Source organism: Ruminiclostridium josui JCM 17888 (assembly GCF_000526495.1).
In the GTDB taxonomy this organism is placed as follows: Bacteria; Bacillota; Clostridia; order Acetivibrionales; family DSM-1351; genus Ruminiclostridium; species Ruminiclostridium josui.
The window spans coordinates 1,050,552-1,071,882 of the sequence record NZ_JAGE01000001.1; the positions used below are offsets into that span (position 1 = coordinate 1,050,552).

24 protein-coding genes are annotated in these 21,331 nt (G+C 39.5%); 13 read left to right on the top strand and 11 right to left on the bottom strand.

The window, feature by feature from the left end; all coding sequences use genetic code 11:
• Positions 1-60: 60 nt before the first annotated feature.
• Together K412_RS0104795 and K412_RS0104800 are read left to right on the top strand one after the other, a co-directional pair.
• Entirely contained in the window at positions 61-258 is a 198-nt protein-coding gene (locus K412_RS0104795) for an excisionase family DNA-binding protein (RefSeq protein WP_024832067.1), read from the top strand.
• Positions 242-2,530, top strand: a complete 2,289-nt coding sequence (locus K412_RS0104800) for a DUF3987 domain-containing protein (protein WP_024832068.1) — start codon at positions 242-244, stop codon at positions 2,528-2,530. Before K412_RS0104795 ends, K412_RS0104800 begins: the two co-directional genes overlap by 17 nt.
• Positions 2,531-2,868: 338 nt before the next feature.
• Here K412_RS0104800 and K412_RS0104805 read toward each other — a convergent pair.
• Positions 2,869-4,037 (bottom strand): IS3 family transposase gene (locus K412_RS0104805; protein WP_242835530.1). Its coding sequence is split into 2 segments (ribosomal slippage): positions 2,869-3,776 and positions 3,776-4,037, totalling 1,170 coding nucleotides; the frame shifts between segments, so codons are not numbered across the junction.
• A gap of 505 nt (positions 4,038-4,542) precedes the next feature.
• Between K412_RS0104805 and K412_RS0104820 the strand changes: the two genes are divergently transcribed.
• From K412_RS0104820 to K412_RS0104845, 6 genes are all read left to right on the top strand, one after another.
• Entirely contained in the window at positions 4,543-5,094 is a 552-nt protein-coding gene (locus K412_RS0104820) for a P27 family phage terminase small subunit (RefSeq protein ID WP_024832070.1), read from the top strand.
• 19 nt (positions 5,095-5,113) lie between these two features.
• On the top strand, positions 5,114-6,151 hold the full coding sequence (locus tag K412_RS0104825) for a phage major capsid protein (RefSeq protein ID WP_024832071.1): 1,038 nt from the start codon (positions 5,114-5,116) through the stop codon (positions 6,149-6,151).
• Positions 6,152-6,264: 113 nt separating this feature from the next.
• Positions 6,265-6,486, top strand: a complete 222-nt coding sequence (locus tag K412_RS20435) for an SHOCT domain-containing protein (RefSeq protein WP_024832072.1) — start codon at positions 6,265-6,267, stop codon at positions 6,484-6,486.
• Positions 6,486-8,045, top strand: coding sequence for a recombinase family protein (locus K412_RS0104835; protein ID WP_024832073.1), 1,560 nt, complete (start codon positions 6,486-6,488; stop codon positions 8,043-8,045). Before K412_RS20435 ends, K412_RS0104835 begins: the two co-directional genes overlap by 1 nt.
• A complete protein-coding gene (locus K412_RS0104840; RefSeq protein ID WP_340139721.1) occupies positions 8,015-8,467 on the top strand; it encodes an integrase in 453 nt (150 codons plus the stop codon). The genes K412_RS0104835 and K412_RS0104840 overlap by 31 nt, the downstream gene beginning before the upstream one ends.
• Complete coding sequence (locus K412_RS0104845; RefSeq protein ID WP_024832075.1) at positions 8,467-10,032, top strand: recombinase family protein; 1,566 nt, start codon at positions 8,467-8,469, stop codon at positions 10,030-10,032. Before K412_RS0104840 ends, K412_RS0104845 begins: the two co-directional genes overlap by 1 nt.
• Before the next feature lie 66 nt (positions 10,033-10,098).
• Here the strand turns inward: K412_RS0104845 and K412_RS22650 are convergent, their stop codons facing one another.
• The 4 genes from K412_RS22650 to K412_RS0104860 all read right to left on the bottom strand — a co-directional run bounded on the left by K412_RS22650 (position 10,099) and on the right by K412_RS0104860 (position 11,740).
• Positions 10,099-10,425, bottom strand: a complete 327-nt coding sequence (locus K412_RS22650; RefSeq protein ID WP_051461012.1) for a hypothetical protein — start codon at positions 10,423-10,425, stop codon at positions 10,099-10,101.
• Positions 10,426-10,486: 61 nt separating this feature from the next.
• A complete protein-coding gene (locus K412_RS22655) occupies positions 10,487-10,984 on the bottom strand; it encodes a hypothetical protein (protein WP_051461013.1) in 498 nt (165 codons plus the stop codon).
• 4 nt (positions 10,985-10,988) lie between these two features.
• Positions 10,989-11,414, bottom strand: a complete 426-nt coding sequence (locus K412_RS0104855) for an SMI1/KNR4 family protein (protein WP_024832076.1) — start codon at positions 11,412-11,414, stop codon at positions 10,989-10,991.
• Positions 11,415-11,431: 17 nt separating this feature from the next.
• A complete protein-coding gene (locus tag K412_RS0104860; protein ID WP_024832077.1) occupies positions 11,432-11,740 on the bottom strand; it encodes a hypothetical protein in 309 nt (102 codons plus the stop codon).
• Between the two features lie 79 nt (positions 11,741-11,819).
• Here K412_RS0104860 and istA point away from each other — a divergent pair, with 79 nt between their 5' ends.
• The gene (gene istA, locus K412_RS0104865) at positions 11,820-13,304 is read left to right on the top strand and encodes an IS21 family transposase (protein ID WP_024831343.1); all 1,485 of its coding nucleotides are present in this window, start codon (positions 11,820-11,822) and stop codon (positions 13,302-13,304) included.
• Entirely contained in the window at positions 13,304-14,062 is a 759-nt protein-coding gene (gene istB, locus K412_RS0104870; RefSeq protein ID WP_024832078.1) for an IS21-like element ISCth9 family helper ATPase IstB, read from the top strand. Before istA ends, istB begins: the two co-directional genes overlap by 1 nt.
• Positions 14,063-14,121: 59 nt before the next feature.
• On the opposite strand, the gene K412_RS0104875 is transcribed toward istB, so the two are convergent.
• The 6 genes from K412_RS0104875 to K412_RS0104905 all read right to left on the bottom strand — a co-directional run bounded on the left by K412_RS0104875 (position 14,122) and on the right by K412_RS0104905 (position 18,549).
• The gene (locus tag K412_RS0104875; RefSeq protein WP_024832079.1) at positions 14,122-14,622 is read right to left on the bottom strand and encodes a hypothetical protein; all 501 of its coding nucleotides are present in this window, start codon (positions 14,620-14,622) and stop codon (positions 14,122-14,124) included.
• Between the two features lie 291 nt (positions 14,623-14,913).
• A complete protein-coding gene (gene ltrA, locus K412_RS0104880) occupies positions 14,914-16,212 on the bottom strand; it encodes a group II intron reverse transcriptase/maturase (protein WP_024832080.1) in 1,299 nt (432 codons plus the stop codon).
• 15 nt (positions 16,213-16,227) lie between these two features.
• Positions 16,228-16,455, bottom strand: a complete 228-nt coding sequence (locus K412_RS20445) for a hypothetical protein (RefSeq protein ID WP_034847170.1) — start codon at positions 16,453-16,455, stop codon at positions 16,228-16,230.
• Between the two features lie 589 nt (positions 16,456-17,044).
• The gene (locus tag K412_RS0104895) at positions 17,045-17,923 is read right to left on the bottom strand and encodes an AraC family transcriptional regulator (RefSeq protein ID WP_024832081.1); all 879 of its coding nucleotides are present in this window, start codon (positions 17,921-17,923) and stop codon (positions 17,045-17,047) included.
• Positions 17,924-18,114: 191 nt separating this feature from the next.
• Positions 18,115-18,309: a hypothetical protein gene (locus K412_RS0104900; protein ID WP_024832082.1), complete on the bottom strand. Its 195-nt coding sequence runs from the start codon at positions 18,307-18,309 to the stop codon at positions 18,115-18,117.
• A 36-nt stretch (positions 18,310-18,345) separates the two neighbouring features.
• The gene (locus tag K412_RS0104905) at positions 18,346-18,549 is read right to left on the bottom strand and encodes a hypothetical protein (RefSeq protein ID WP_024832083.1); all 204 of its coding nucleotides are present in this window, start codon (positions 18,547-18,549) and stop codon (positions 18,346-18,348) included.
• Between the two features lie 170 nt (positions 18,550-18,719).
• Between K412_RS0104905 and tnpA the strand changes: the two genes are divergently transcribed.
• The 3 genes from tnpA to tnpC all read left to right on the top strand — a co-directional run bounded on the left by tnpA (position 18,720) and on the right by tnpC (position 21,167).
• The gene (gene tnpA, locus K412_RS0104910; protein WP_024832084.1) at positions 18,720-19,085 is read left to right on the top strand and encodes an IS66 family insertion sequence element accessory protein TnpA; all 366 of its coding nucleotides are present in this window, start codon (positions 18,720-18,722) and stop codon (positions 19,083-19,085) included.
• A complete protein-coding gene (tnpB, locus tag K412_RS0104915; protein ID WP_024832085.1) occupies positions 19,078-19,434 on the top strand; it encodes an IS66 family insertion sequence element accessory protein TnpB in 357 nt (118 codons plus the stop codon). The genes tnpA and tnpB overlap by 8 nt, the downstream gene beginning before the upstream one ends.
• A gap of 116 nt (positions 19,435-19,550) precedes the next feature.
• Positions 19,551-21,167 carry an IS66 family transposase gene (gene tnpC / locus K412_RS0104920; protein WP_024832086.1) on the top strand — a complete coding sequence of 539 codons (1,617 nt, stop codon included), beginning with the start codon at positions 19,551-19,553 and terminating at the stop codon, positions 21,165-21,167.
• Positions 21,168-21,331: the final 164 nt, after the last annotated feature.

The following is a 21,331-nucleotide window of genomic DNA, read 5'->3' on the forward strand; positions in this document are numbered from 1 at the left end:
TTATCAAAGTATGCTTATATCATTACTTTGATAAATATAAAAAGAAGGAGGACTCAGACCATGAACAAAACAACTCTAAGTGTACGGGAACTGGCAAGTCAATTAGGTATCGGATTATCCAAGGCTTATGCTCTTGTGAAAGAACCCGACTTTCCCACAGTTCGTATCGGTACACGCATTCTTATTCCGATAGATGGTCTTCACGAGTGGCTTGCTCATGAAGCCAAGGGAGGTGGAACCGTTGCAACAGAACAATAATCTTCCATTTCCTATAACACTCTATCGCGCCAACTGTCGCGGAAATGTAAGTAACAACAATTATCCAATTGTAACTGCTCCTATCGATGCTTCGTCACTAAAATCAGAATTAAGTTATGACCATACTTTCATTCAATTCAAAGGGAATCATAGAAGCCTTGATAACTTTGAAAGTATCTCTGTTATCACGGTAGACTGCGATAACGACCATTCCGAGAACGAAGACGATTGGTACACAGTAGATGATATCCACGTCAAATACTCTGATGTAAAACACATCATTGTTACAAGCAGAAATCATATGAAACAGAAAGGTAATAAGTCACCTAGACCAAGATTTCACATTATCTTCTGGGTAGGTGCAACACTTTACTCTCCTGAAGAGTATACAAAACTTATTACCCGCATACAGTCAGATTTACCAATCTTTGACTCAAATGCTCTGGATGCCGCAAGATTCTTCTTTGCTAATCCTGATACCGAAGTATTCGTCCACGATGGAAGATTAAGCATCATGGACTACCTTGATAAGCAAGACGAAGCTGAACGTGCTTTTGCAAACATAGGGGAGCACATTGCAGAAGGTAGTCGCAATACCACAATGCACCAAAAAGCTGTATGTCTCCTAAAGCGTTATGGGAATACCGAAGAAAGCAAAACAAAATACTTACAAGAAGCAGACAAATGCTCTCCGCCTCTTGCAGACCAGGAGCTTCAAACCATCTGGAACAGTGCTTGTAAATTTTACAAAGCTAAGATACTAACAAACCCAGATTATGAAGCACCGGAAGTCTACAATGGAAGTAAAGAACTTGTATGGGAAATACCTATTCCCTTTGATACCTTAACAGTTCCCATCTTTCCCATTGAAGCATTCCCTCCTGACATTAGGGATTATGCAATCGCATTGGCAGAGAATACACAAACTCCGGTTGATATGGCTGCTACATCCATACTTGCTGTTACCAGTATCTGTATGCAAAAAAAATATGTAATAACCATCAAACCCGGATGGAAGGAACAACCAAACATATTCCTATTGTGTATCTTAGAACCATCAGAAAGAAAATCTGCCGACTTAAATGGCACCAGTTACGTTCTTCACGAATACGAAGCAGAGTATAATCGCATCAACGCACCTGCCATCGAATCCAGCAAAATGCGAAAACGCATCTTGGAGAAACGTCAAAAGGTGTTGGAAGATCAAGCTGCTAAAGGAAAAGCAGAACTTTCCGACCTTGATAAAATTGCTGAAGAAATCGCAAACTTCAAGGAAAAGAAACCCTTAAAACTGTATATGGATGATGTCACTACAGAAAAAGTAACTTCTGTAATGGCAGAAAACGATGGACACGCTGCCATTCTCTCTACCGAAGGTGGTATCTTCGATATTCTTGCAGGTATCTATACCAGAAATGTAAATATCGATGCCATTCTAAAAGGCTACTCTGGTGACCCTATCCGTGTGGACCGAATCGGAAGAAATAGCGAAACGGTTATGAACCCATCTCTTACCATGATGCTTATGGTACAGCCTCATATGTTATCAGGAATTATGAGTAACAGCACCTTCCGTGGTAGGGGACTTACTGCAAGATTTCTCTATTGTATGCCAAAGTCCTTTATTGGAAAGCGTAAATACCGCTCCAATCCGATTCCTACGGATGTACAAAGACGATATGAAAACATCATTCGAAACATGCTTGATGACGAGTATCCTATCCAATTGGAAGAAATTACATTATCCCCGGAAGCAGATATCCTCATCGAGGAATTTGCTAACGAACTGGAACCAAAACTAAATACCGAATACGCAGACATCAAAGACTGGGCAGGTAAGTTAGTCGGTAATATTGCAAGAATCTCCGCATTACTTTGCAGAACATCTGTATATAGAAGTCATGACTTTCTTGCTGATATTGAGCCGCTAGTGGTAACTGAAGAAACCATGGGAAATGCCATATGCATTGGAAAGTATTATCTGGAACATGCCAAAGCCGCATTCTCTCTGATGGGTGCCGACAACACCATCAATACTTGCAAATATGTCTTAAAAGCAATCAAGTCTGCAGGACTTACAGAGTTCACCCGAAGAGACATCATGCGACTCTGCCGTAGTCTCAAAAAGGCAGAGGATGTACAACCTGTTCTTGACCACTTGGTAGAATATAGTTACATCGCATTAAAGGATGCCGACAATTATTCCGGCAAAGGAAGACGTCCGGCAGCCATATATCTTGTCAATCCACATCTATATGATACACAGGATTGATTTATGTCCTTTTCGTCACATGTCCTTTCTGTATCGAGATAGCACAATAAAAAGAAAGAAAAGCATATTTTCTTCTCTTTTTAAAATTTTATGCTGACGGTACACGTGACACAACGGACACAATTCATCGGCAAACTTATTGCCGAATCAAAATCAGAGTCAAATTACGTCAATCAAAGTCAAACATTCAAATCGAAGACAATCTCAGACAAAATTCCAATCAGAGTAAAAATAGAATATTCCACACGAAAGGAGGTCAATGCCCTTTCCCCAATAAACTAGACACCTGAAACTCGTTATTTCTTCTTTTTTCATAGGGTATCGTAATATTTCATTTTTTATGCTACTTTTGCTTTTTGCAATGTATTATTATAATATTCTTCAGGTGTCAAATAGTTATTGGAGGCATGTATTCTCTGCCTATTATAAAATATCTCAACATACTCAAACACAGCTGCTCGTGCTTCTTGGCGGGTTGTGAAATGCTTCCCATAAAGCCATTCGCATTTCATTTTTCCCCAAAATGATTCCATTGGAGCATTGTCCCAGCAGTTTCCCTTGCGAGACATGCTGCATATAAAACCATACTTTTTAAGCAATAACTGGTAATCGTGTGAGCAGTACTGCGACCCTCTATCAGAATGTAAGATGACACCTGTTGGTCTTCCAGCACGTTGATATGCATCATTTAATGCGTTAATTACTAATTCCTTTGTCATTCTTTCACTCATTGACAGTCCAACTAACTTTTGCCCACATAAATCCATTATTCCTGCTATATATAGCCATCCTTCATCTGTCCACAGATATGTAATATCGCTTACCATTTTTTCATTAGGCTTATCCACAGTAAAATCACGATTAAGAATGTTTTCTGCTACTGGAAGCCTGTGATTGGAATTAGTAGTAGCCTTAAATTTCTTTGAAACCCTTGATTTTATTCCGTTTTCACGCATAATACGTTCTACTCTCTTATGGTTAACAGGTTTAGGACTTTTGTAATTAAGCTTTTGGGCAATCTTAATAGAACCATATACTTGTCCGCTTTTATTGTGGATAGCTTGAATTTCCGCTAACAGCTTTTTATTCTCTATTGCCCTTTGACTTTCGGGTCTTTTATCCCATGCATAGTAGCTACTTCTTGAAACACAAAGTACCTTGCACAGCTTCGCAACATTATATTTATAACAATTAGCCTTGATAAACTGAAATCTTTTTATTTTTGATTTCTGGCGAAGTAGGCTGCCGCTTTTTTTAGTATTTCATTTTCCTCTTTTAGATCCTTAATTTCTTTTTCTAATTTCCTCAATTTTTCATCTTCTGGCTTAAGATGCCCACTACCTGGAAATGCTGAATCTGGTGATTCTTTGTACTTGCTTACCCAACCATTAAATGTTGTAGGCTTTATTCCTAATTCTGCTGCTACCCTTGTTAAAGGCTCCCCAGATTTAAGATATCTTTTTACTGCTTCAATTTTAAAATCTGAACTATATTGTCGCTTACTCATGTTTACTATCTCCCTTTCTTTGTATTTAGTATAACACGAGTTTTTTGTGTCCATCAAATTGGGTAAGGGTCACAACTCTTATGCGTATGCAACCATTAAGTCCACACTTAAGAAAGCTGTGCAGACAGTTAGGTCCTGATTACGAAACCACAATCATCGACCTAGAACACGTTATCCGCAGAGACTTTGGTAATGGTTACGATCTGGAAATCAGCGGTGTCAACACTTCCAGTCTCAAACGTAAAGCTACTCTTTACGTCTGGAAAGACAAGAAACACATTGTAGAAAAAGTCTACAGAGTCTCACGTGATGATATCGGAAGCGTTGCTGATAAGTTATATCAGAAATACTCTTCTCTATAACCCAAATCAGCTGCAGTGTACCCCCAGGGCCCCTATTTATCCCTACAGCTAATAATAAGGACAACGGTGCTGGGGTCGCACGCACAACTTTTGCGAATTCAAACACAAAAAACCTATTAATCAAACGAAACGGAGGAACTATCATGTCAAAAGATGGTACAAATCGTGGTGGCGCCCGTGCAGGTGCGGGTAGAAAACCGAAAGCCACCGCAGAAAAATACGCCAACGGTAATCCCGGAGGCAGAAAACTAACTGTAGTAGAATTTGAAGGTGCTACTTTAGAAGGCTGTGAAATGCCGGAAGTAAAAGAATATCTCAAGGCAAAGCAAAAAGACGGAACATACACCTGTGCCGAAGAAATATTCAAAGAAACTTGGGAATGGCTCTGTGAACGTAAGTGTGAACAGCTTGTCACACCACAACAGATTGAACAGTATGCTATGTCCATTGCTCGCTGGATTCAATGTGAGGAAGCTGTCAGTCAGTTTGGTTTCCTTGCCAAGAAGCCTACTGGCACTGTTATCTCCTCTCCCTATGTCATTATGGGCAGAGAATACATGAAACAAGCAAATGCAGCCTGGTTTCAAATATACCAGATTGTAAAAGAGAACTGCTCTGTGGAGTTTAAGGGGCCAACTCCCCAGGATGATGCGATGGAAAGACTCCTTCGCGCACGTGAAGCCCACAACATTTAATTTCAGGAGGAAAAATCATATGAATAATAACAATCTTACTATCAACTCTGTCGAAGAGTTAAGAGCTCGCCTTGATGAAATGGCGGCAAAATTTGCAGGTACAAATATTAGTGCCACAGAAAACAAAACTACTGATATCTCATACAGAAATGCTTTCCTCGATCATTTGCACACAGGATTAGTATCCAATGTTCTCAAGAAAGGAAGTGACGGTACAGGCGGATATCTTGTACCCGATACTTACGAAGAGGAACTTGTACAGGCCCTCCGTGACAAAAATCTAATGCGCCGTCTCGGTAAAATCATCTCCACAACTACCAATCTGAAAATCCCGGTTGTTGATGCTCATGGCGAAGCATTCTGGGTAGAAGAAGGTGAATCATATTCCTTTACGAATGAAAGTTTCGGACAGATTGAAATCGATGCTTATAAACTTGCCGTTGTAATCCTGGTATCGGATGAAATGTTAGAAGACTCTGGTATCGACTTAGAAGCCTACATTAAGAGTTCCTTTGCCGATGCACTTGGTGATGCCGAGGAAGAAGCGTTCCTTACAGGTAATGGCAAAGGTAAGCCTGTGGGAATTATCCACCAAACGGAAGCCGCCTTAGAAGTTAATACACTCTCTTCCATCACCTTGGATGATGTCGTCGATCTTCAATATTCCTTAAAGCAGCCTTACCGCAAGAATGCAGTCTGTATTATGTCAGAAGAAGCATATTTCCATCTTCGCAAGATAAAGACATTCAACGGAAAGCCAGCTTGGGAGTCTAGTCTCACGGAAAGTGAGCCGGACAAATTATTGGGACATACAGTTTTCGTTACCAAATACCTCAACAGCGAATACGGTAACACTCCTATCCTCTATGGAGACTTCAGTTATTACTGGATTGGTGACAGAGGAAAACGCCACATCAAGCGCCTTTCCGAACGTTATGCAGACCGTGGTCTTGTTGGATATCAAGCCTCTCAGCGTGTAGATGCCAAACTAGTACTTCCAGAAGCAGTCAAATCTATCAAAGTAAAATCAAATAAAAATCAAAGTCAATCAGAATAAAATCAGTCAAAATTAGTCAATCACAGTCAATGACAGGGATTCCCTAATACGGAATCCCTTCGAGTCAAAAATTGCCAATCCGAGGGAATTACACTCGAAGGGAGATACCTGTTATGGACATAAACATCCAAAATGAATTTGACTACTATCGCTCGCAAAAAATCCTTGAATCATTGCTTTCCGCAGGACTTATTTCCTTGTTGGAATTTGACAAAATAACAGAATTAAACCGCCAATATTTCTCACCATTTCTAGCCGAAATTATGCCCTCTATTCGTTGCTATCCACCAGAACCAGCGGTAATATGTGACACTACGAAAGGAGGTTTCGAGTAATGAAGAAAGTTACCAAAATTGAAGAAAACCGCAATCTTCAAAGCACTCGTCCAAAACTTAGAGTCGCAGCTTATTGCCGAGTATCTACTGACAGCGATGCTCAGTTAGAAAGTCTTGAAGCACAAAAGCAGCATTATGAAAATTATATAACCGCTCATAATGATTGGACATTCGCCGGACTCTACTTTGATGAAGGAATATCCGGTACCAAGAAGGAAAAACGTCCAGAATTAAACAAACTTATTCAAGACTGCAAAGATGGCAAAATTGATTTTATTATCACAAAATCTATCAGCCGTTTCGCAAGAAATACCACAGACTGCCTCGATATGGTGCGAACTCTGCTAGATTTGCAGATTCCCATTTTCTTCGAGAAAGAAAATATCAATACAGGCTCAATGGAAAGTGAATTATTTCTTGCCATATTAAGTAGCATGGCAGAGAGTGAATCGCACTCTATTTCCGAAAACAACAAATGGGGGATTCAAAAACGCTTTAGGGATGGCACATTTAAAATCAGCTATCCCCCTTACGGTTATGACTGGAATGGCACAGAAATGGTTATCAATCCTGTACAAGCTGCCGTTGTAAAAAGAATATTTGCAGAGACTCTTGCAGGAAAAGGTTCACAAGCCGTTGCAAATGAATTAAATGCCGAAGCTGTTCCTACCAAGAAAGGCGGGCGTTGGACTGGAACTTCTATTCGTGGCATGCTTATCAACGAAAAATATGTAGGCGATGTCATTTTTCAAAAGACATACACCGACTACCATTTCAACCGCCATGTAAATTACGGAGACAAAGACCAGTACATGATAATGGACCATCATGAACCCATTATAAGCCGTGAAGATTTTGAAGCCGTTGCAAAAATGATTGCACAACATGCATCAGAGAAAGGCATTCAAAAAGGACAGGAAAAATACCAAAATCGCTATTGTTTCTCCGGCAACATCATCTGCTCCGAATGTGGCAACACCTTCAAACGCAGGGTACACACATGCAAAGAACATAAATATATCGCATGGTGTTGTAACACGCATCTCACTGACAAGGACAGATGCTCCATGCTATATATTCGAGACGATGACTTAAAACTTGCATTCCTTACCATGATGAACAAGCTGATATATGGACACAAGCAAATTCTACGTCCTCTTCTCACCCATTTACACAATACGAATAGTGGTAAGTCCTCAACAAGAGAACAGGAACTGCAAACGCTACTACTTCAAAACACAGAGCAACGAAAAACTCTTACCAAATTAATGGCACAGGGTTACATCGACCAAGTTCTTTACAACAAAGAAAACAATGAACTTCTCATGTTGGCAGACAATTACAAAACAGAAATTGATAGCATGCAAAAATCATGCAACTTAGATTCTGAAATAATTACCGCATTATCTGAATTACTATGTTTTACCGAACACTCCGAAATGCTTACTACTTTTGACGAATCTTTATTTGACTCCCATGTAAATAAGGTCATCGTTTACTCCCGAAATGAACTAGGATTTAAATTGAAATGCGGATTAACCTTAAAAGAAAGGATTTGACGATTATGGGACATACACCTTATGGCTATAAAATAGAAAACGGCAAAGCAGTTATCGATGAACCTGCTGCCACAAAGATACGAACTCTATACACCAATTACCTAAGTGGATTGGCACTTGTAGCTGCTGCAAAAGCATCCGGGATTGATACTTATCACGGAACCGTAAAACGTATGCTGCAAAACAGACATTACATCGGCGATAACTTCTACCCTGCTATTATCGATACGACTACCTACAAAAGAGCAAATGCAGAACTTACCGCACGAGCCACCACTATGAGACGACTAAATAAAGTCACTGTTCTTCCTATCAAAGTTGCGCCTACCAACTTTACTATGAAAGAAATTACAAATCACTTTCCCGATCCATTAAAGCATGCAGAATACCTTTACAGTTTAATTGAAAGCGAGGCGATATAATGGCAAATGTCATGCTAATACCTGCCAGACCCAAAGCAGGCAACAATGTTACAAAGTCTGAGAAACCAAAACTTAGAGTCGCAGCGTACTGCCGTGTTAGTACCGACAGCGATGAACAAGCCACTTCTTATGAGGCACAGATTGAGCATTACACAGAATTTATACAGAAAAATCCAGAATGGGCACTTGCAGGCATTTATGCTGATGATGGTATCTCCGGCACCAACACAAAAAAGCGTGAAGAATTCAATCGCCTGATTGCCGACTGCGAAGCCGGAAACATCGATATGGTAATCACCAAGTCCATTTCACGATTTGCACGAAATACACTTGATTGCCTGAAATACATCCGATTGCTCAAGGATAAAAATATACCTGTATATTTTGAAAAAGAAAATATTAACTCTATGGATTCCAAAGGAGAGGTACTTCTAACCATTATGGCCTCTCTTGCACAGCAGGAAAGCCAGTCTCTCTCCCAAAATGTAAAAATGGGCATCCAATATCGTTATCAACAAGGCAAAGTACAGGTCAACCATAATCGTTTCTTAGGATATGACAAAGATAAAGACGGCAACCTCATCATTAACCACGAACAGGCAGAAATCGTAAAACGTATTTACCGAGAATATCTGGAAGGATACAGCATGGATAAGATTGCTGCCGGACTTGAAAGAGACGGTATATTAACCGGAGCAGGAAAAGAAAAATGGCACACTAGTACCATCAACAAGATACTACGAAATGAAAAATATATGGGAGATGCACTTTTGCAAAAGACCGTTACCACAGACTTCCTTACCAAGAAACGAATCAAGAATAACGGTACTGCTCCACAATACTATGTCGAGAATAACCATGAAGCCATTATTCCCAAGGAACTCTTCATGCTAGTCCAAGAAGAACTTATTCGCAGACGAGCCGTAAAAGTCGACTCCTCCGGCAAACGCCATACTTACAGTTGCAATCACGTCTTCTCACAAATAGTATACTGTGGTTGTTGCGGGAACATGTTCCGTCGCATCCATTGGAACAACAGAGGTTGCAAATCTATCGTTTGGAGATGCGTCAGCCGCCTTGAACCATCAAGTGCAACCGAAGCCTGTAAAGCCAGAACCGTAAACGAACAAGTGCTACAATCGGTAATCGTCCAAGCAATCAACAAAATGCTTTCTGACAAGCAAAATTACCTTGATGTCTTACAAGAAAATATCACAACAGTCATCAAAACAAGCACTGCTGCCTCAGAAGAAGCTATCGACCAAAGGCTTATGGAACTCCAAAAGGAAATCATCTCCAAAGCCAACAACAAAGAAGCCTACGATACCATTGCCGATGAAATCTTCCGCCTCCGTGAGTTAAAACACCAATCCGAAATCGAAGGTGTCACCCGAGATGAACACATCAAGCGAATCTCCGAATTGCATGACTTCATCACTCAAAATCCGCATACCGAACTTGCCGAATTTGATGAGCCACTCGTAAGACGCCTGCTGCAAAAAGTAACTGTTTACGATGATTACTACACAGTGGAATTCAAATCTGGGGTAAGTGTAGATGTTTAAATGTAATATGGACATAAAAATACTCCTCACCACTGGTATGATACCTGTGATGGGGAGTGATTTTTGCTATTTACCGCCTCTATGATATGGAGCTTTATCTTTCCAAACAACTCCACTTTTCGTATGATAACGTTGTTTGTGCCCTGAAACATCATTTTCACTAGGTAGAGACCTACTTGCTTTTTCTACAATGTCTACAACTTTTTCTGCAACAGAAGAAGAATTTGTACTACTTGTTGCAGATGCTGTGTCATGTGTTCTACTACCCCCTCTTCCTTTAATGGATGATACTACTTTGGCTGCGCCTACAATTACAACTCCAGCTATTTCTAGAGACTCAATCGGATGCTGAACAACAAATTTTCCAACCGATTTCAAGCCACTAACAAACATATTTTTTGCTTTTTTAGGAACTTCAACTTGAACTTTAGAAGATTTTGATGTTTCGGGTTTACTATATGTTTTTATTTGTTTCTGCGGATTGTTTCAAGACATTCTCGCCCTTACTAAACTCCTCTTTCTCTTCTGTAATACTTTCCTGTATAGTGGTAGAGTCATCCGTTAATAAAATAATAGGTTCTGGCAATTGAATTATCTCACATGGAATGAATGGCCCATCACCAAAGTCAAACTTTTCTTTTGTAACCGGATTATAGTACCAATTTGTTGAATTTTGCCAATTGCCATCATGAGCCGCTAAATGCTCTTCTCTTGTAAGGAATTGTATATTTCCGGGTTCTCCCTGATACTCAGGATACATTTCGGCACTCTTCATATGCTGACCTTCAAAGGCTTTGCCATTTTCATCATAAGCTCGCCCTTTTTCAAGAATGTCCTTTTGTTGTTCAGGCGTCCATTCTCTTGTACCTTTACCTTCTTGCACAAGTTCAAGTTCTTTATTCCATGCTTCTCGTACTGCTTTGTTTCGCTCTACAAAACTACTCTTCGCCATAGAATCACTCTCCTATGCCAAGTAGTTCGTATAAATCATTTAGGAAGGCTACAAAGTCCGGATATACCAATTCTTCATCAATTTCTCCAATTTCCTGATTGTATATAGAAATTGTTTCTTCTGCCTTTTTACATAGAATTGGATCTCCTGAAGCAAACGAACCTATTACAATATAGTCGTCACTCGGTCTTGAATTATCATTCACATCTATAAGTGGTTTATGCTCAATTCCATATAATTGAACACCTGCTGGAAGAAAAAGCTCTCCTCCATCAGAAAACAATAACCATTCTTTGTACTTTGATGGAAGTGTAACACTTTTTTCTTTTTCAAAGACCAATATCTTTTCTTCGGTTGTCTCATCAAAGAAATTCATCTTTCCTTGTTCCTTAAACTTATCTACTATTCCTTTAAATTCTTCTGAAATCATCTTCTATTCCTCCGATTTTAGTTTTCAAAGAAAGTGTTTAAATCACATATCTCATATTCCTCAGAAAGTTTTATTGGGTAACTCTTCCCATCCTCAATCACTTCATTTGGAAGAATAATTCGATATTCCTGCTCTTTCTCAAAGAACACATCCTTACAGAATAACACTCTAAAAGCATAATCTGCGCAAAAAGTATATCTTGTTCCTTTATCATCTTTGACAGGTGGAACGTCCTGCATAAGATACTTCATATATTCCATATCCATTGCTGTCTGTCCGTCTTTAGTATCGAATCCTGTTAGTGCTACTCTAAAATTGTACCACATACCGGTAAAAAATTAGGCCACCTTAATCAAATTTCCTGTATGATTATGTTGACAGCATCATCGTACAGGAGGAAAGGATATGATTAAGATGGCACAATTAGAGGATATCAGAAAAATGTACTTCATGGAAGACCTAAGTATCAGGGAAATAAGCCGCAGAACTGGAATGCACAGGGATACGATCTCAAAATATATTTCCATGGATGAACCAAAACCGCCGAAATATAAGTTGACAAAAGAACGTAGCCATCCGGTATTAGGCCCATACATACCAATGATCAAGCAAATAATAGAAGACGATAAAACAAGGCATCGTAAGCAGCGTCACACAGGGACTAAAATATTTGAGACACTTAAAAAAGAAGGCTTCTTGGGCGGATACAATACTGTAATGGATTACCTGAGGAAGGAATACAGAAAGCAAAAGGAAGCTTTCCTGCCATTGGAGTTCGAACTGGGGGCCTATGCAGAAGTGGACTGGACAGAAGCATACTTTTATCTGAAAGGCAAAGAAACCAAGGCACATTTGTTTGTAATGAAGTTGAGAGGATCAGGCGGATTCTACGTAAGAGCATACCCTTTTGAGAAACAGGAAGCATTTTTTGATGGGCATATCAAATGCTTTGAGTTTATGAACGGTGTACCATACAAGATAGCATATGACAATCTAAAAACGGCAGTGAAGAAGATACTCGAAGGCAGCAACAGAGAAGAACAGGAGCAATTTATCGCCTTACGTACCCATTACCTTTATGAATCTTCATTCTGCCGGCCAGCAAAGGGAAGCGATAAAGGCGGTGTGGAGAATGCAGGCAAAGAGGCTGTGCGAAGGTTCTTCGTACCCTACCCTGAGGTTGATTCCTTTGAGGAGTTGAATGAATATCTGCACAACGAATGCATAAAGATTTTGGAAAGTAATCCGAAATGGGAGGCGGAAAGGGCTGCTTTGAGGCCATTACCGACAGTAAGGTTTGATGGCGCGAGGTATAAAGAAGCAAAGGTCAACCGCTATTCTATGGTACAGTTTGAAACTAACCGATACTCTGTTCCCACGATATATGTGGGAGAGAAAGTCACTGTTAAAGCTACAGCAGATGAAGTAAAAATACTATACAAAGGGACAATGATAGCAAGCCATCCAAGGATATACGGACGATACCAGGAGCAGATAAAGCTTGATCACTATCTGGAACTGCTGCTGCAAAAATCACGCGCCCTGGGCAACACAAAAGTATATAAACCTCAGATGCTGGCACCCGTTTATGAGCAGTATCGTCGAAGCTTAAATGCAAGAAGTCCGAGAGGCAACAGGGAATTCGTAAAGATACTTATGCTGCACAGGGATTACCCTACGGCACTGGTGACAGAAGCTATTGAAATAGCTATGGCATACAATGTATACAGTTATGACGGTTTATTTAACATATTAGGACAGCTGCTGGTCTCAGGCAATCCTAAGACGGCTCCTGTCAGCAAAGACAAGCTTCAGGGCATCCCCGAGGTTGTTGTAATACCTCCTGATCTCAGCAAATACAGCGCTCTCATGTCAGGAGGTGGGCAATAATGCCGGTCAATAAAATGCTTATTGAAACTTACTTGAAGAAGCTAAAAATGCCTCAGGTGGCAAAAACCTATGAATCCCTGGCAAGAGAAGCCGCAGACAACAATCTGGATTATGAAGAATATCTGCTGTGTGTGCTGGAGCAGGAAGTACACCAGCGGGAGAACAACCGGATTCAGAGAGGGATACGACAAGCGGGCTTCCCCGTAATCAAAACGATTGAAAGCTTTGACTTCCTTGCCATACCTTCTTTGAACAAACCACGGGTATTGAAACTCATGCAGGGAGAATATATCCGAAGAAGAGAAAATGTCATTTTGATAGGCAACTCCGGAGTAGGGAAAACCCATATTGCAACTGCGCTCGGTTACGAGGCTTGTCGGCAGGGTATGAAGGTCAAATTCTATACGGCAGCTGGTTTGATAAATGAATTGCTTGCAGCACAGCAGGAATATCGTCTTAACAAGTTCGAAAAGCAATGGCTGGCGCCGCAATTAGTGATCCTTGACGAATTGGGCTATGTGCCCTTCAATAAAGTCGGAGCTGAATTATTGTTCCAGTTCTGCTCCTCCCGATATGAGAGAGGCAGCCTGATCATAACTACAAACTTAGAATTTCCAAAATGGACGGAGGTGTTAGGCGATGAACAAATGACAGCTGCCCTGCTTGACCGCCTGACCCATAATGCACACATACTGAACATCAATGGTGAAAGCTACAGGTTTAAGCAGGCTCTTTCCAAGCAGGCAAATAATGACTGATTTTTTATGAAATGGTGGCCTGATTTTACTCCGGTAAGTGGCCTAAATTTTGATTGACATTAACATCCTTTATCAATATGAAAATAATGAACATTTTCAGCTTTTATCTCTGTACCGATACTGTCTCTAATATCTTCGATAAAAACTTCTGGATTTGGTATTATCGCTACTGCATCAGCATTTGGAAAATGCTCTCTGATAGTTTGCTTTTTTTCATCGGAAAGGTTAATCATTATCTTTCCGTCATCATCTTCTTTGCAATCATCTTCATACACCGCAAACATACAGAATACTGGCATTTTTGCTGCTGGTTCAACTCTAACCAAACCATTTGCTTTTCCATACTCTGCAATAATTTCATTAGTGTCCGGATGGTGCATTGTCATTTTCTGAGCAAACATTCTTGTTCCAGCTTCTAAAATGTCACCTTGCCCTTTAATTTTTAATTCATCTTCAATTCCCCAGAAAGTAATCGCGTTTGAACAGTATAAATTACCATTTACAAGACTCTCCAAATGTTCTCTTTTTCCAAATTTCAATAGATATTTTATATCTGTCACTTTTCACTCCTCCTAACATCTAATCCACACACTCAATTTGCGTTATCTAATCCAAAGCCACAACCTTGCATATCTCATATTCTTGATATGTTTCCTTACAAAATAACCAAGGCTTTTCAGCAGTCAGGCTTCTTGTCCCAACTTCCGAAAAGCCCGGAAATATGCCATTTTATGGCTCTTATTTATCTTTTTTTGATAGAGTAGAACAGTGGGGTTACCACCGTCCCCTCATCAAACCGTACGTGCAGTTTTCCCGCATACGGCTTTCCGATATTCTTCTTCCTTCAGCATTCAGCCGCACATACTTGCTAGTCCTGCCTGTTTAGTCAATTCTCTGACCTTTGCCGCATTTCCTAGCCTGTAGTTGCGTTGTCTCTTCCGATTGTACCACCGAGTAAACTTGAAATTGATATACTTATCTATCTTCCATAACCATGGTCTGGTAAATCGTCTGCTATAATAGTTTCTCATGCCAATGATTTTAAGATTGAGTAACTTCACCATCTCTTCCATATTTAACAGCAGCTTGCTTGAGCTGGCAAACATCTCTTTTATGTTAGCCCTCATTTTCTTCATAGTCTTCTTAGACGGTATCTGTTGTAATGTCCAATACCACTGCCAGTTTTTATTTCTAAAACGCTGAAATCTGTTGTTAAAGCCAAGAAAATCAAAACTATCCTTTCCGAAATACATATCAATTAGCCTTGTCTTCTCACTATGTAGTGTTAGTTCCAGCTTTCCCATAATCCACTTCACAGCGCGTAAGGCTTCTTCTGCATGAGATAACCTCTTGCACAATATCACAAAGTCATCTGCATAACGCACTAATTCACCTAGATGTCCAAAGGCTTTATTCCAATATACATCAAAATAGTTCAGATATATGTTGGACAATAGTGGAGAAATAACTCCTCCCTGCGGTGCTCCTAGTGTACTTTCACTGTACCTACCGTTTTCCAATACTCCCGCTTTTAACCAGCCTTTTATCAGCTTTAACACTCTACGGTCAGTTATTCTTTGTTTGACTAGCAAAAGTAGCTTATCATGATTGATGCTACCAAAATAATCTTTTATGTCAGCATCTATTACCCATAGTGCACCACCTTTGTCGGAAGCTTCAAATATCCTGTCCATTGCTTGTTTAGCACTTCGTTTCGGTCTAAATCCATACGAACAGGGTTGAAAATCAGCTTCAAACACCGGCTCTATCACTATCTTTGCCGCCATCTGTACTATTCTGTCCTTAATCGTAGGTATTCCTAATGCTCTTTTCTTCCCATCTGGTTTTGGAATATAACTTCGTCTGACAGGCTTACACCGGTACTTCCCAGTCCTCAATTCTTCCGCTATTTCGCCCAGCAGTTTTTCTTCGCCGTACGTTTTCACATCATCAATGCTGACTTTGTCAATACCGCCTGTTCCACCATTCTGTTTTACCCGTTTCCATGCTTCTTTTAAGATATCATTACGGTATATCTTGTCATACAACGCATAGAACCTTCTCTTTCGGTCAGCTTTGGCTGTAAGGTATAGTCTGTTTTGAAAGTCTCGTACTTTTTCATGGGTGTTTATAGCTTTTTCGACAATCACCGGTACCTACCTCCTTTACAGACTTGAATAAAGTTGTGCCCCTTCCCTATGCACAGTTTTGTTGTCTGTACAATCCTTGGTACTATGAGCACTTCTGACTGCCTCTTTGCAGAAAGCAACTTCGCTTTCGCTTATATGCTTCCTCTTTACAGTTTCCTGTGCAAAGCAGGCTCTCTCCAGTTCTGACAAATACTTTCCTGACGTGTCGTTACCTCTACACCGCAGGGTTCTTAGGTATTGCATTTAGGGTTCTTCATACCGTCTGCTGTCTTCGCTGTTGATGTCGCAGCTCGACTCCCTGTTGTTCCCTTTCGGGAATGTAAATAACGGTGCGGCAGTATTCACTTTATGTTACAACCCGCCAGTTTGCCTGCTCCTTTCGGATCATTCCATAACGCTTCAACGCATAGATTACTCCATACGCTGGTTACTGACTAAGTGGCTGCCCTACCTTTACCACTGCAGGACTTTCACCTGCTAGCATTTGCCAGCTTAGCTGGACGCACACATCAAAACTACACTCTCCACATGGCCCGAGTGCTCATCATGGATGTCTCCATTATGGGAAGCTATCAACTGTATTGAGCATTTTTGTCTTTTCTCCAGTATTCATCAATGTTTGCAACCTCAAAACCAATTGCGGAATAGAAAACCGACGAGCCACCGGTTATATAATTTGCTCCAAGTGGTGATACTCGCCGGATCATTTCTGATATGATTGCTGCAGCAATTCCTTTTCTCCATATTGGATAAGTTCTTCTGCCAAAAACAAATAATTAGGATCAACAAAGTAATGTGCTTCTCCTAATGATGTTTCATAAGTAGCTACTGATTAATAGTCTTTTTTCTTTACTGGAATCCAGATTTCGCTTCTATACTTTGGATTTCCAGTGTCTGGATTCTCGTTCCACAAAATTTCAGGACCTGGGGCTGCCTCATACCCTGAAGACGGAAACCACTCTGAGTATATCCTTCCCCACACATTTTGAAGTGTTTCCGGAAATGGTCCAATGGATTCAAATACAGCCCATGTACTATCATCAATTTCTAATACATCAAATTCTGCAGTTTCATTACTTGATGTTAATACCCCGATGTAATGATCTAATTCTCCTTTCTCTTCCATTCTACCTTCTGAAAAATTAGCAGAAGCGCTAATAATGCCAGTTGGTTCTATATTTGAAATTGCTTTTAATTGTTTAATAACCTCCGGTGTTAAAAGTTCGGTCATTTTTGCAATCTCTGGATTGACACCTTCAAAAATAATTGGAACTCTCTTCTTAAATCCTACTAACTTAAAAGGTCCTTTTTCAACAATACGATAGTTCATTTCGCATCCTCCTATAATTGATAATTGAAAGGTCATTCTAGGATAGGCTTTTAACTGTGTGTTCTCACTTCTTGCTTCAGAAGGTAGAATACCATGCATAGAATGAAACGCACGGGAGAATGAATCAGCTGAATCATAACCATATTTGACAGCGACCTCGATTATTCTCAAATTCGTATCTTTCAAATCAAGGGCAGCCAGCGTTAGTCTCCTTCTTCGAATATATTCTGACAAACCAATTCCTGATAAGAAAGAAAACATCCTTTTAAAATGATACTCTGAGCAGCAAGCAATTTTTGACACTTCACTATAATCAATATCATCAGTTAAGTGCTCCTCAATGTATACCATTGCATTATTCATACTAGTTAACGAATCCATCAAACAACCTCCTTTCATCATCAATATTATCAAAGGATGCGCTTACCCATCCGACTATCTGTGCACAGTATAGTCGACTATCTACTATGTTTAAGCTTTCAATTACCTTCTTTCTCTCGATATAATTAGCGTTGAATTCTTGCTCCAGTATCCTAGATTTATGTTCTCTTTTGTGCCGTGATAGAAATGCCTCATATCATAGGATTTTCATTACTTCCATATTTGTACCCTAATTGCTCACAGAGATTAAAAACGGTATTGATTTTTTTATCTCCAAGGTAGTGGTATATCTTGGCAGATGCCTTTCGTAATGTGGATGTTTTTAATCCCATCTCCTTGGTCATTCCATTAATCTCATTCATTGCAGTTTCTACTATATTTTTCATTTTTTTGTTCCTTTCATATATATTAATGACCAAACTTTATTTATTAATTCTTTTTGTAATATTATTGGTACCATATAAATCATTACTATCCATAATAAGCTTTTCATATGTATAAATTTGAAGCTCAAGGCTACGCATTTGTGCTGGTCTACTAGTACTGACACGACAATATGCTGCAACTCTGAGCTTTTTATTTTCTTTAGGCTTAGCAGGAATAAGTCTTACATTTTTCTTTGACATTCTTTAATTATAATGCATTGATAGTAAGCGGTAAACCATGAGTACCTCGATAGACTCTCTTTAATATGAGATAATTCTTCCATGTTTTCACAAGCTACTTTAAAAAATTGTACAACTTTTTAAAGTTAGCTTGAAAAACTTTAATAAAGTTTTTCAAGGAGGTTTTATCAATGGAGACTAAAAAAGTACAACAACAGTACCTTCTTTCAAAATGGGCTGCTACTATTCAGGAATGCCGTGCTACCGGAATGTCTGTGAAGGATTGGTGCTTGGAAAACAATGTGAATATGGCTCAATTTTTTTATTGGCAGCGTAAAATACGTAAGCAACTCTGTTCATCGGTAGATAATTCAGCAAAGGATTCGTCAATCACTTTCGCACCCGTTCAACTCACGAATTCCCGTAATAAGTCCTTGCAAGAAGTATCTTTTAGCACAGAGATGATTGTTAACGTTGGAGGCTGCCAATTACAAATTAATAATGATACTAGCCCTAAGCTGCTAGAGACAGTACTGAAGGTACTCCAAAATGTTTAATAATGCTACTGGTTTTGACCAGATTTACATTGCATGTGGTTATACCGATTTGCGCCAAGGAATTGATGGCCTTGCTGGGATGGTTCAAAATCAATTTCATTTAAATCCTTTTCAAAATATCCTGTTTCTTTTCTGCGGAAGAAAAACAACAAGGATAAAAGGTCTTCTTTGGGAAGGTGATGGTTTTGTATTACTATACAAGCGTTTAGAAGGCGGAAGATTTCAATGGCCTCGCAGTGAAGCAGAAATGAAAGAAATCACACCTAAACAATTCCGATGGCTAACAGAAGGTCTTGCCATTGAGCAAGCAAAAGCTGTTAAGAAAGTGTCTCCCAGCCGTATTATCTAGTGGATAACTCTTTTGAAATTGTGCAAAACCTCACATATTTTCCGTAATTATCCACGACTTTTAAAACTTGAGACTTTTCTATTCCATTGTGTCTTTTTTCATGATATTGTAGATTCATGGATAAAACATTTACAGAACTGGAATTAACTAAATATAGTAAAAAAGATATTGTTCAGCTTTTTCTGAAGCAGCAGGCCATACTTGAAAAACAAAGCACTCAATTAGAAGAAATGAATAAAAACATCACTCTTCTGATAGAAGCAAATAAAATTGGAAAGCAGAAAAGATTTGGACGTTCATCTGAAAAGATGGTATATGATGAGCAGATGGAACTGTGCTTTAACGAAGCAGAAGTAACTGCTGCCGGAAAGCTTATTGAAGAACCTGAATTTGATGAAGTATGTCCTAAGCCATATAAGCGAAAAAAAGCAAAAGGAAAACGTAATGAGGACTTAAAGGATTTGCCTGTCAGTATCATTGAACATACTCTTAATGACGATGAGCTAAGATCTATTTTCGGAGACACATGGAAACGACTGCCTGATGAAGTGTACAAGCGCCTTCAATTTCACCCTGCTACATTTGAGGTGGAAGAGCATCATGTTGCAGTATATGCAGGAAAGGACAATCAAACCATTGTAAAGGCAAACCGCCCTGTTGATCTATTGCGCAACAGTATTGTAACGCCAACTCTGGCAGCTGGTATACTAAATGGAAAATATATAAATGCTCTTCCTCTATACAGGTTGGAACAGGAGTTTAAGAGAAATGACATACATATATCCAGACAGGTAATGGCAAACTGGACAATACAATGTGCCGAGAGGTACCTGTCACTATTGTATGATAGAATGCATCAGGAACTCTATCAGTGCAGCGTATCACAGGCTGATGAGACACCAGTGCTTGTTTCAAAGGATGGTAGATCTGCCGGTTCTAAAAGCTACATGTGGGTATATCGTACGGGCAAAATGTACGAGGCTCCGCCCATTATCCTGTATGATTACCAGAAAACGCGTAAAGCTGATCATCCAAGAGAATTTCTCAAGGGGTATAAAGGGATTATTGTAACCGATGGATATGAAGTTTACCACAAGCTTGAGAAAGAAGAACCAGACATAAAGATAGCAGGATGTTGGAGTCATGCCCGTCGTAGGTTTGCGGATGTTGTCAAGACAATGGACAAAGAAACCGCTAAAGATACATTAGCATATGCAGCATTAAAACAAATAGCTTTGATATATAAAATAGATAATGATCTTGTGGAGCTATCTCCACAAGAAAGAGTCGCTAGACGTAAGCTTCTTGTAAAGCCACAAGTAGAAGCTTTCTTTGCATGGGTTAAAGAGCATAGAAGTGATGTTCCATCACAATCAGAAACAGGCAAAGGCTTTACCTATTGCCTAAATCAAGAAAAATATCTGAGAACATTTCTTGAAAATGGTTACGTACCTCTGGATAACAATGCTACAGAGGGAGCTATCAGAGGCTTCTGCATAGGAAAAAACAATTGGCATTTGATAGACACAGTTCAAGGAGCCCAGGCAAGCGCAATAATTTACAGTATTGCAGAAACAGCTAAGGCTAATAACTTAAAACCATACCATTACTTTAAATATTTACTGCAGCAGCTTCCCCAACATATGGATGATAAGGATACATCCTTTATAGACAAGCTGCTTCCTTGGTCAGAAGATTTGCCTGAAGAATGCAGAAAAGCAACTCAAAATTAGCAAAATTATATCCGCCGAAAGGCGGTATTTTTGTATAGGTACTCATGGTTTACCGCTTACCATTGATATCCTAAAAAATAGACGTGAAAATCATCCCTCTCACGTCACAATTTTAGATTTTTATTCTATTGTTCAGAGCTTTTGATACATCAGTGTTTGGTGTT

What these genes read in the sequence shown, in the direction of transcription:
- K412_RS0104795 (WP_024832067.1), top strand. Translation starts at nt 61, where the DNA reads ATGAACAAAACAACTCTAAGTGTACGGGAACTGGCAAGTCAATTAGGT.
- K412_RS0104820 (WP_024832070.1), top strand. Translation starts at nt 4,543, where the DNA reads ATGTCAAAAGATGGTACAAATCGTGGTGGCGCCCGTGCAGGTGCGGGT.
- K412_RS0104825 (WP_024832071.1), top strand. Translation starts at nt 5,114, where the DNA reads ATGAATAATAACAATCTTACTATCAACTCTGTCGAAGAGTTAAGAGCT.
- K412_RS20435 (WP_024832072.1), top strand. Translation starts at nt 6,265, where the DNA reads ATGGACATAAACATCCAAAATGAATTTGACTACTATCGCTCGCAAAAA.
- K412_RS0104835 (WP_024832073.1), top strand. Translation starts at nt 6,486, where the DNA reads ATGAAGAAAGTTACCAAAATTGAAGAAAACCGCAATCTTCAAAGCACT.
- K412_RS0104840 (WP_340139721.1), top strand. Translation starts at nt 8,015, where the DNA reads ATGCGGATTAACCTTAAAAGAAAGGATTTGACGATTATGGGACATACA.
- K412_RS0104845 (WP_024832075.1), top strand. Translation starts at nt 8,467, where the DNA reads ATGGCAAATGTCATGCTAATACCTGCCAGACCCAAAGCAGGCAACAAT.
- K412_RS22650 (WP_051461012.1), bottom strand. Translation starts at nt 10,425, where the DNA reads ATGTTTGTTAGTGGCTTGAAATCGGTTGGAAAATTTGTTGTTCAGCAT.
- K412_RS22655 (WP_051461013.1), bottom strand. Translation starts at nt 10,984, where the DNA reads ATGGCGAAGAGTAGTTTTGTAGAGCGAAACAAAGCAGTACGAGAAGCA.
- K412_RS0104855 (WP_024832076.1), bottom strand. Translation starts at nt 11,414, where the DNA reads ATGATTTCAGAAGAATTTAAAGGAATAGTAGATAAGTTTAAGGAACAA.
- K412_RS0104860 (WP_024832077.1), bottom strand. Translation starts at nt 11,740, where the DNA reads ATGTGGTACAATTTTAGAGTAGCACTAACAGGATTCGATACTAAAGAC.
- istA (WP_024831343.1), top strand. Translation starts at nt 11,820, where the DNA reads ATGATTAAGATGGCACAATTAGAGGATATCAGAAAAATGTACTTCATG.
- istB (WP_024832078.1), top strand. Translation starts at nt 13,304, where the DNA reads ATGCCGGTCAATAAAATGCTTATTGAAACTTACTTGAAGAAGCTAAAA.
- K412_RS20445 (WP_034847170.1), bottom strand. Translation starts at nt 16,455, where the DNA reads ATGCAATACCTAAGAACCCTGCGGTGTAGAGGTAACGACACGTCAGGA.
- K412_RS0104895 (WP_024832081.1), bottom strand. Translation starts at nt 17,923, where the DNA reads ATGGATTCGTTAACTAGTATGAATAATGCAATGGTATACATTGAGGAG.
- K412_RS0104900 (WP_024832082.1), bottom strand. Translation starts at nt 18,309, where the DNA reads ATGAAAAATATAGTAGAAACTGCAATGAATGAGATTAATGGAATGACC.
- K412_RS0104905 (WP_024832083.1), bottom strand. Translation starts at nt 18,549, where the DNA reads ATGTCAAAGAAAAATGTAAGACTTATTCCTGCTAAGCCTAAAGAAAAT.
- tnpA (WP_024832084.1), top strand. Translation starts at nt 18,720, where the DNA reads ATGGAGACTAAAAAAGTACAACAACAGTACCTTCTTTCAAAATGGGCT.
- tnpB (WP_024832085.1), top strand. Translation starts at nt 19,078, where the DNA reads ATGTTTAATAATGCTACTGGTTTTGACCAGATTTACATTGCATGTGGT.
- tnpC (WP_024832086.1), top strand. Translation starts at nt 19,551, where the DNA reads ATGGATAAAACATTTACAGAACTGGAATTAACTAAATATAGTAAAAAA.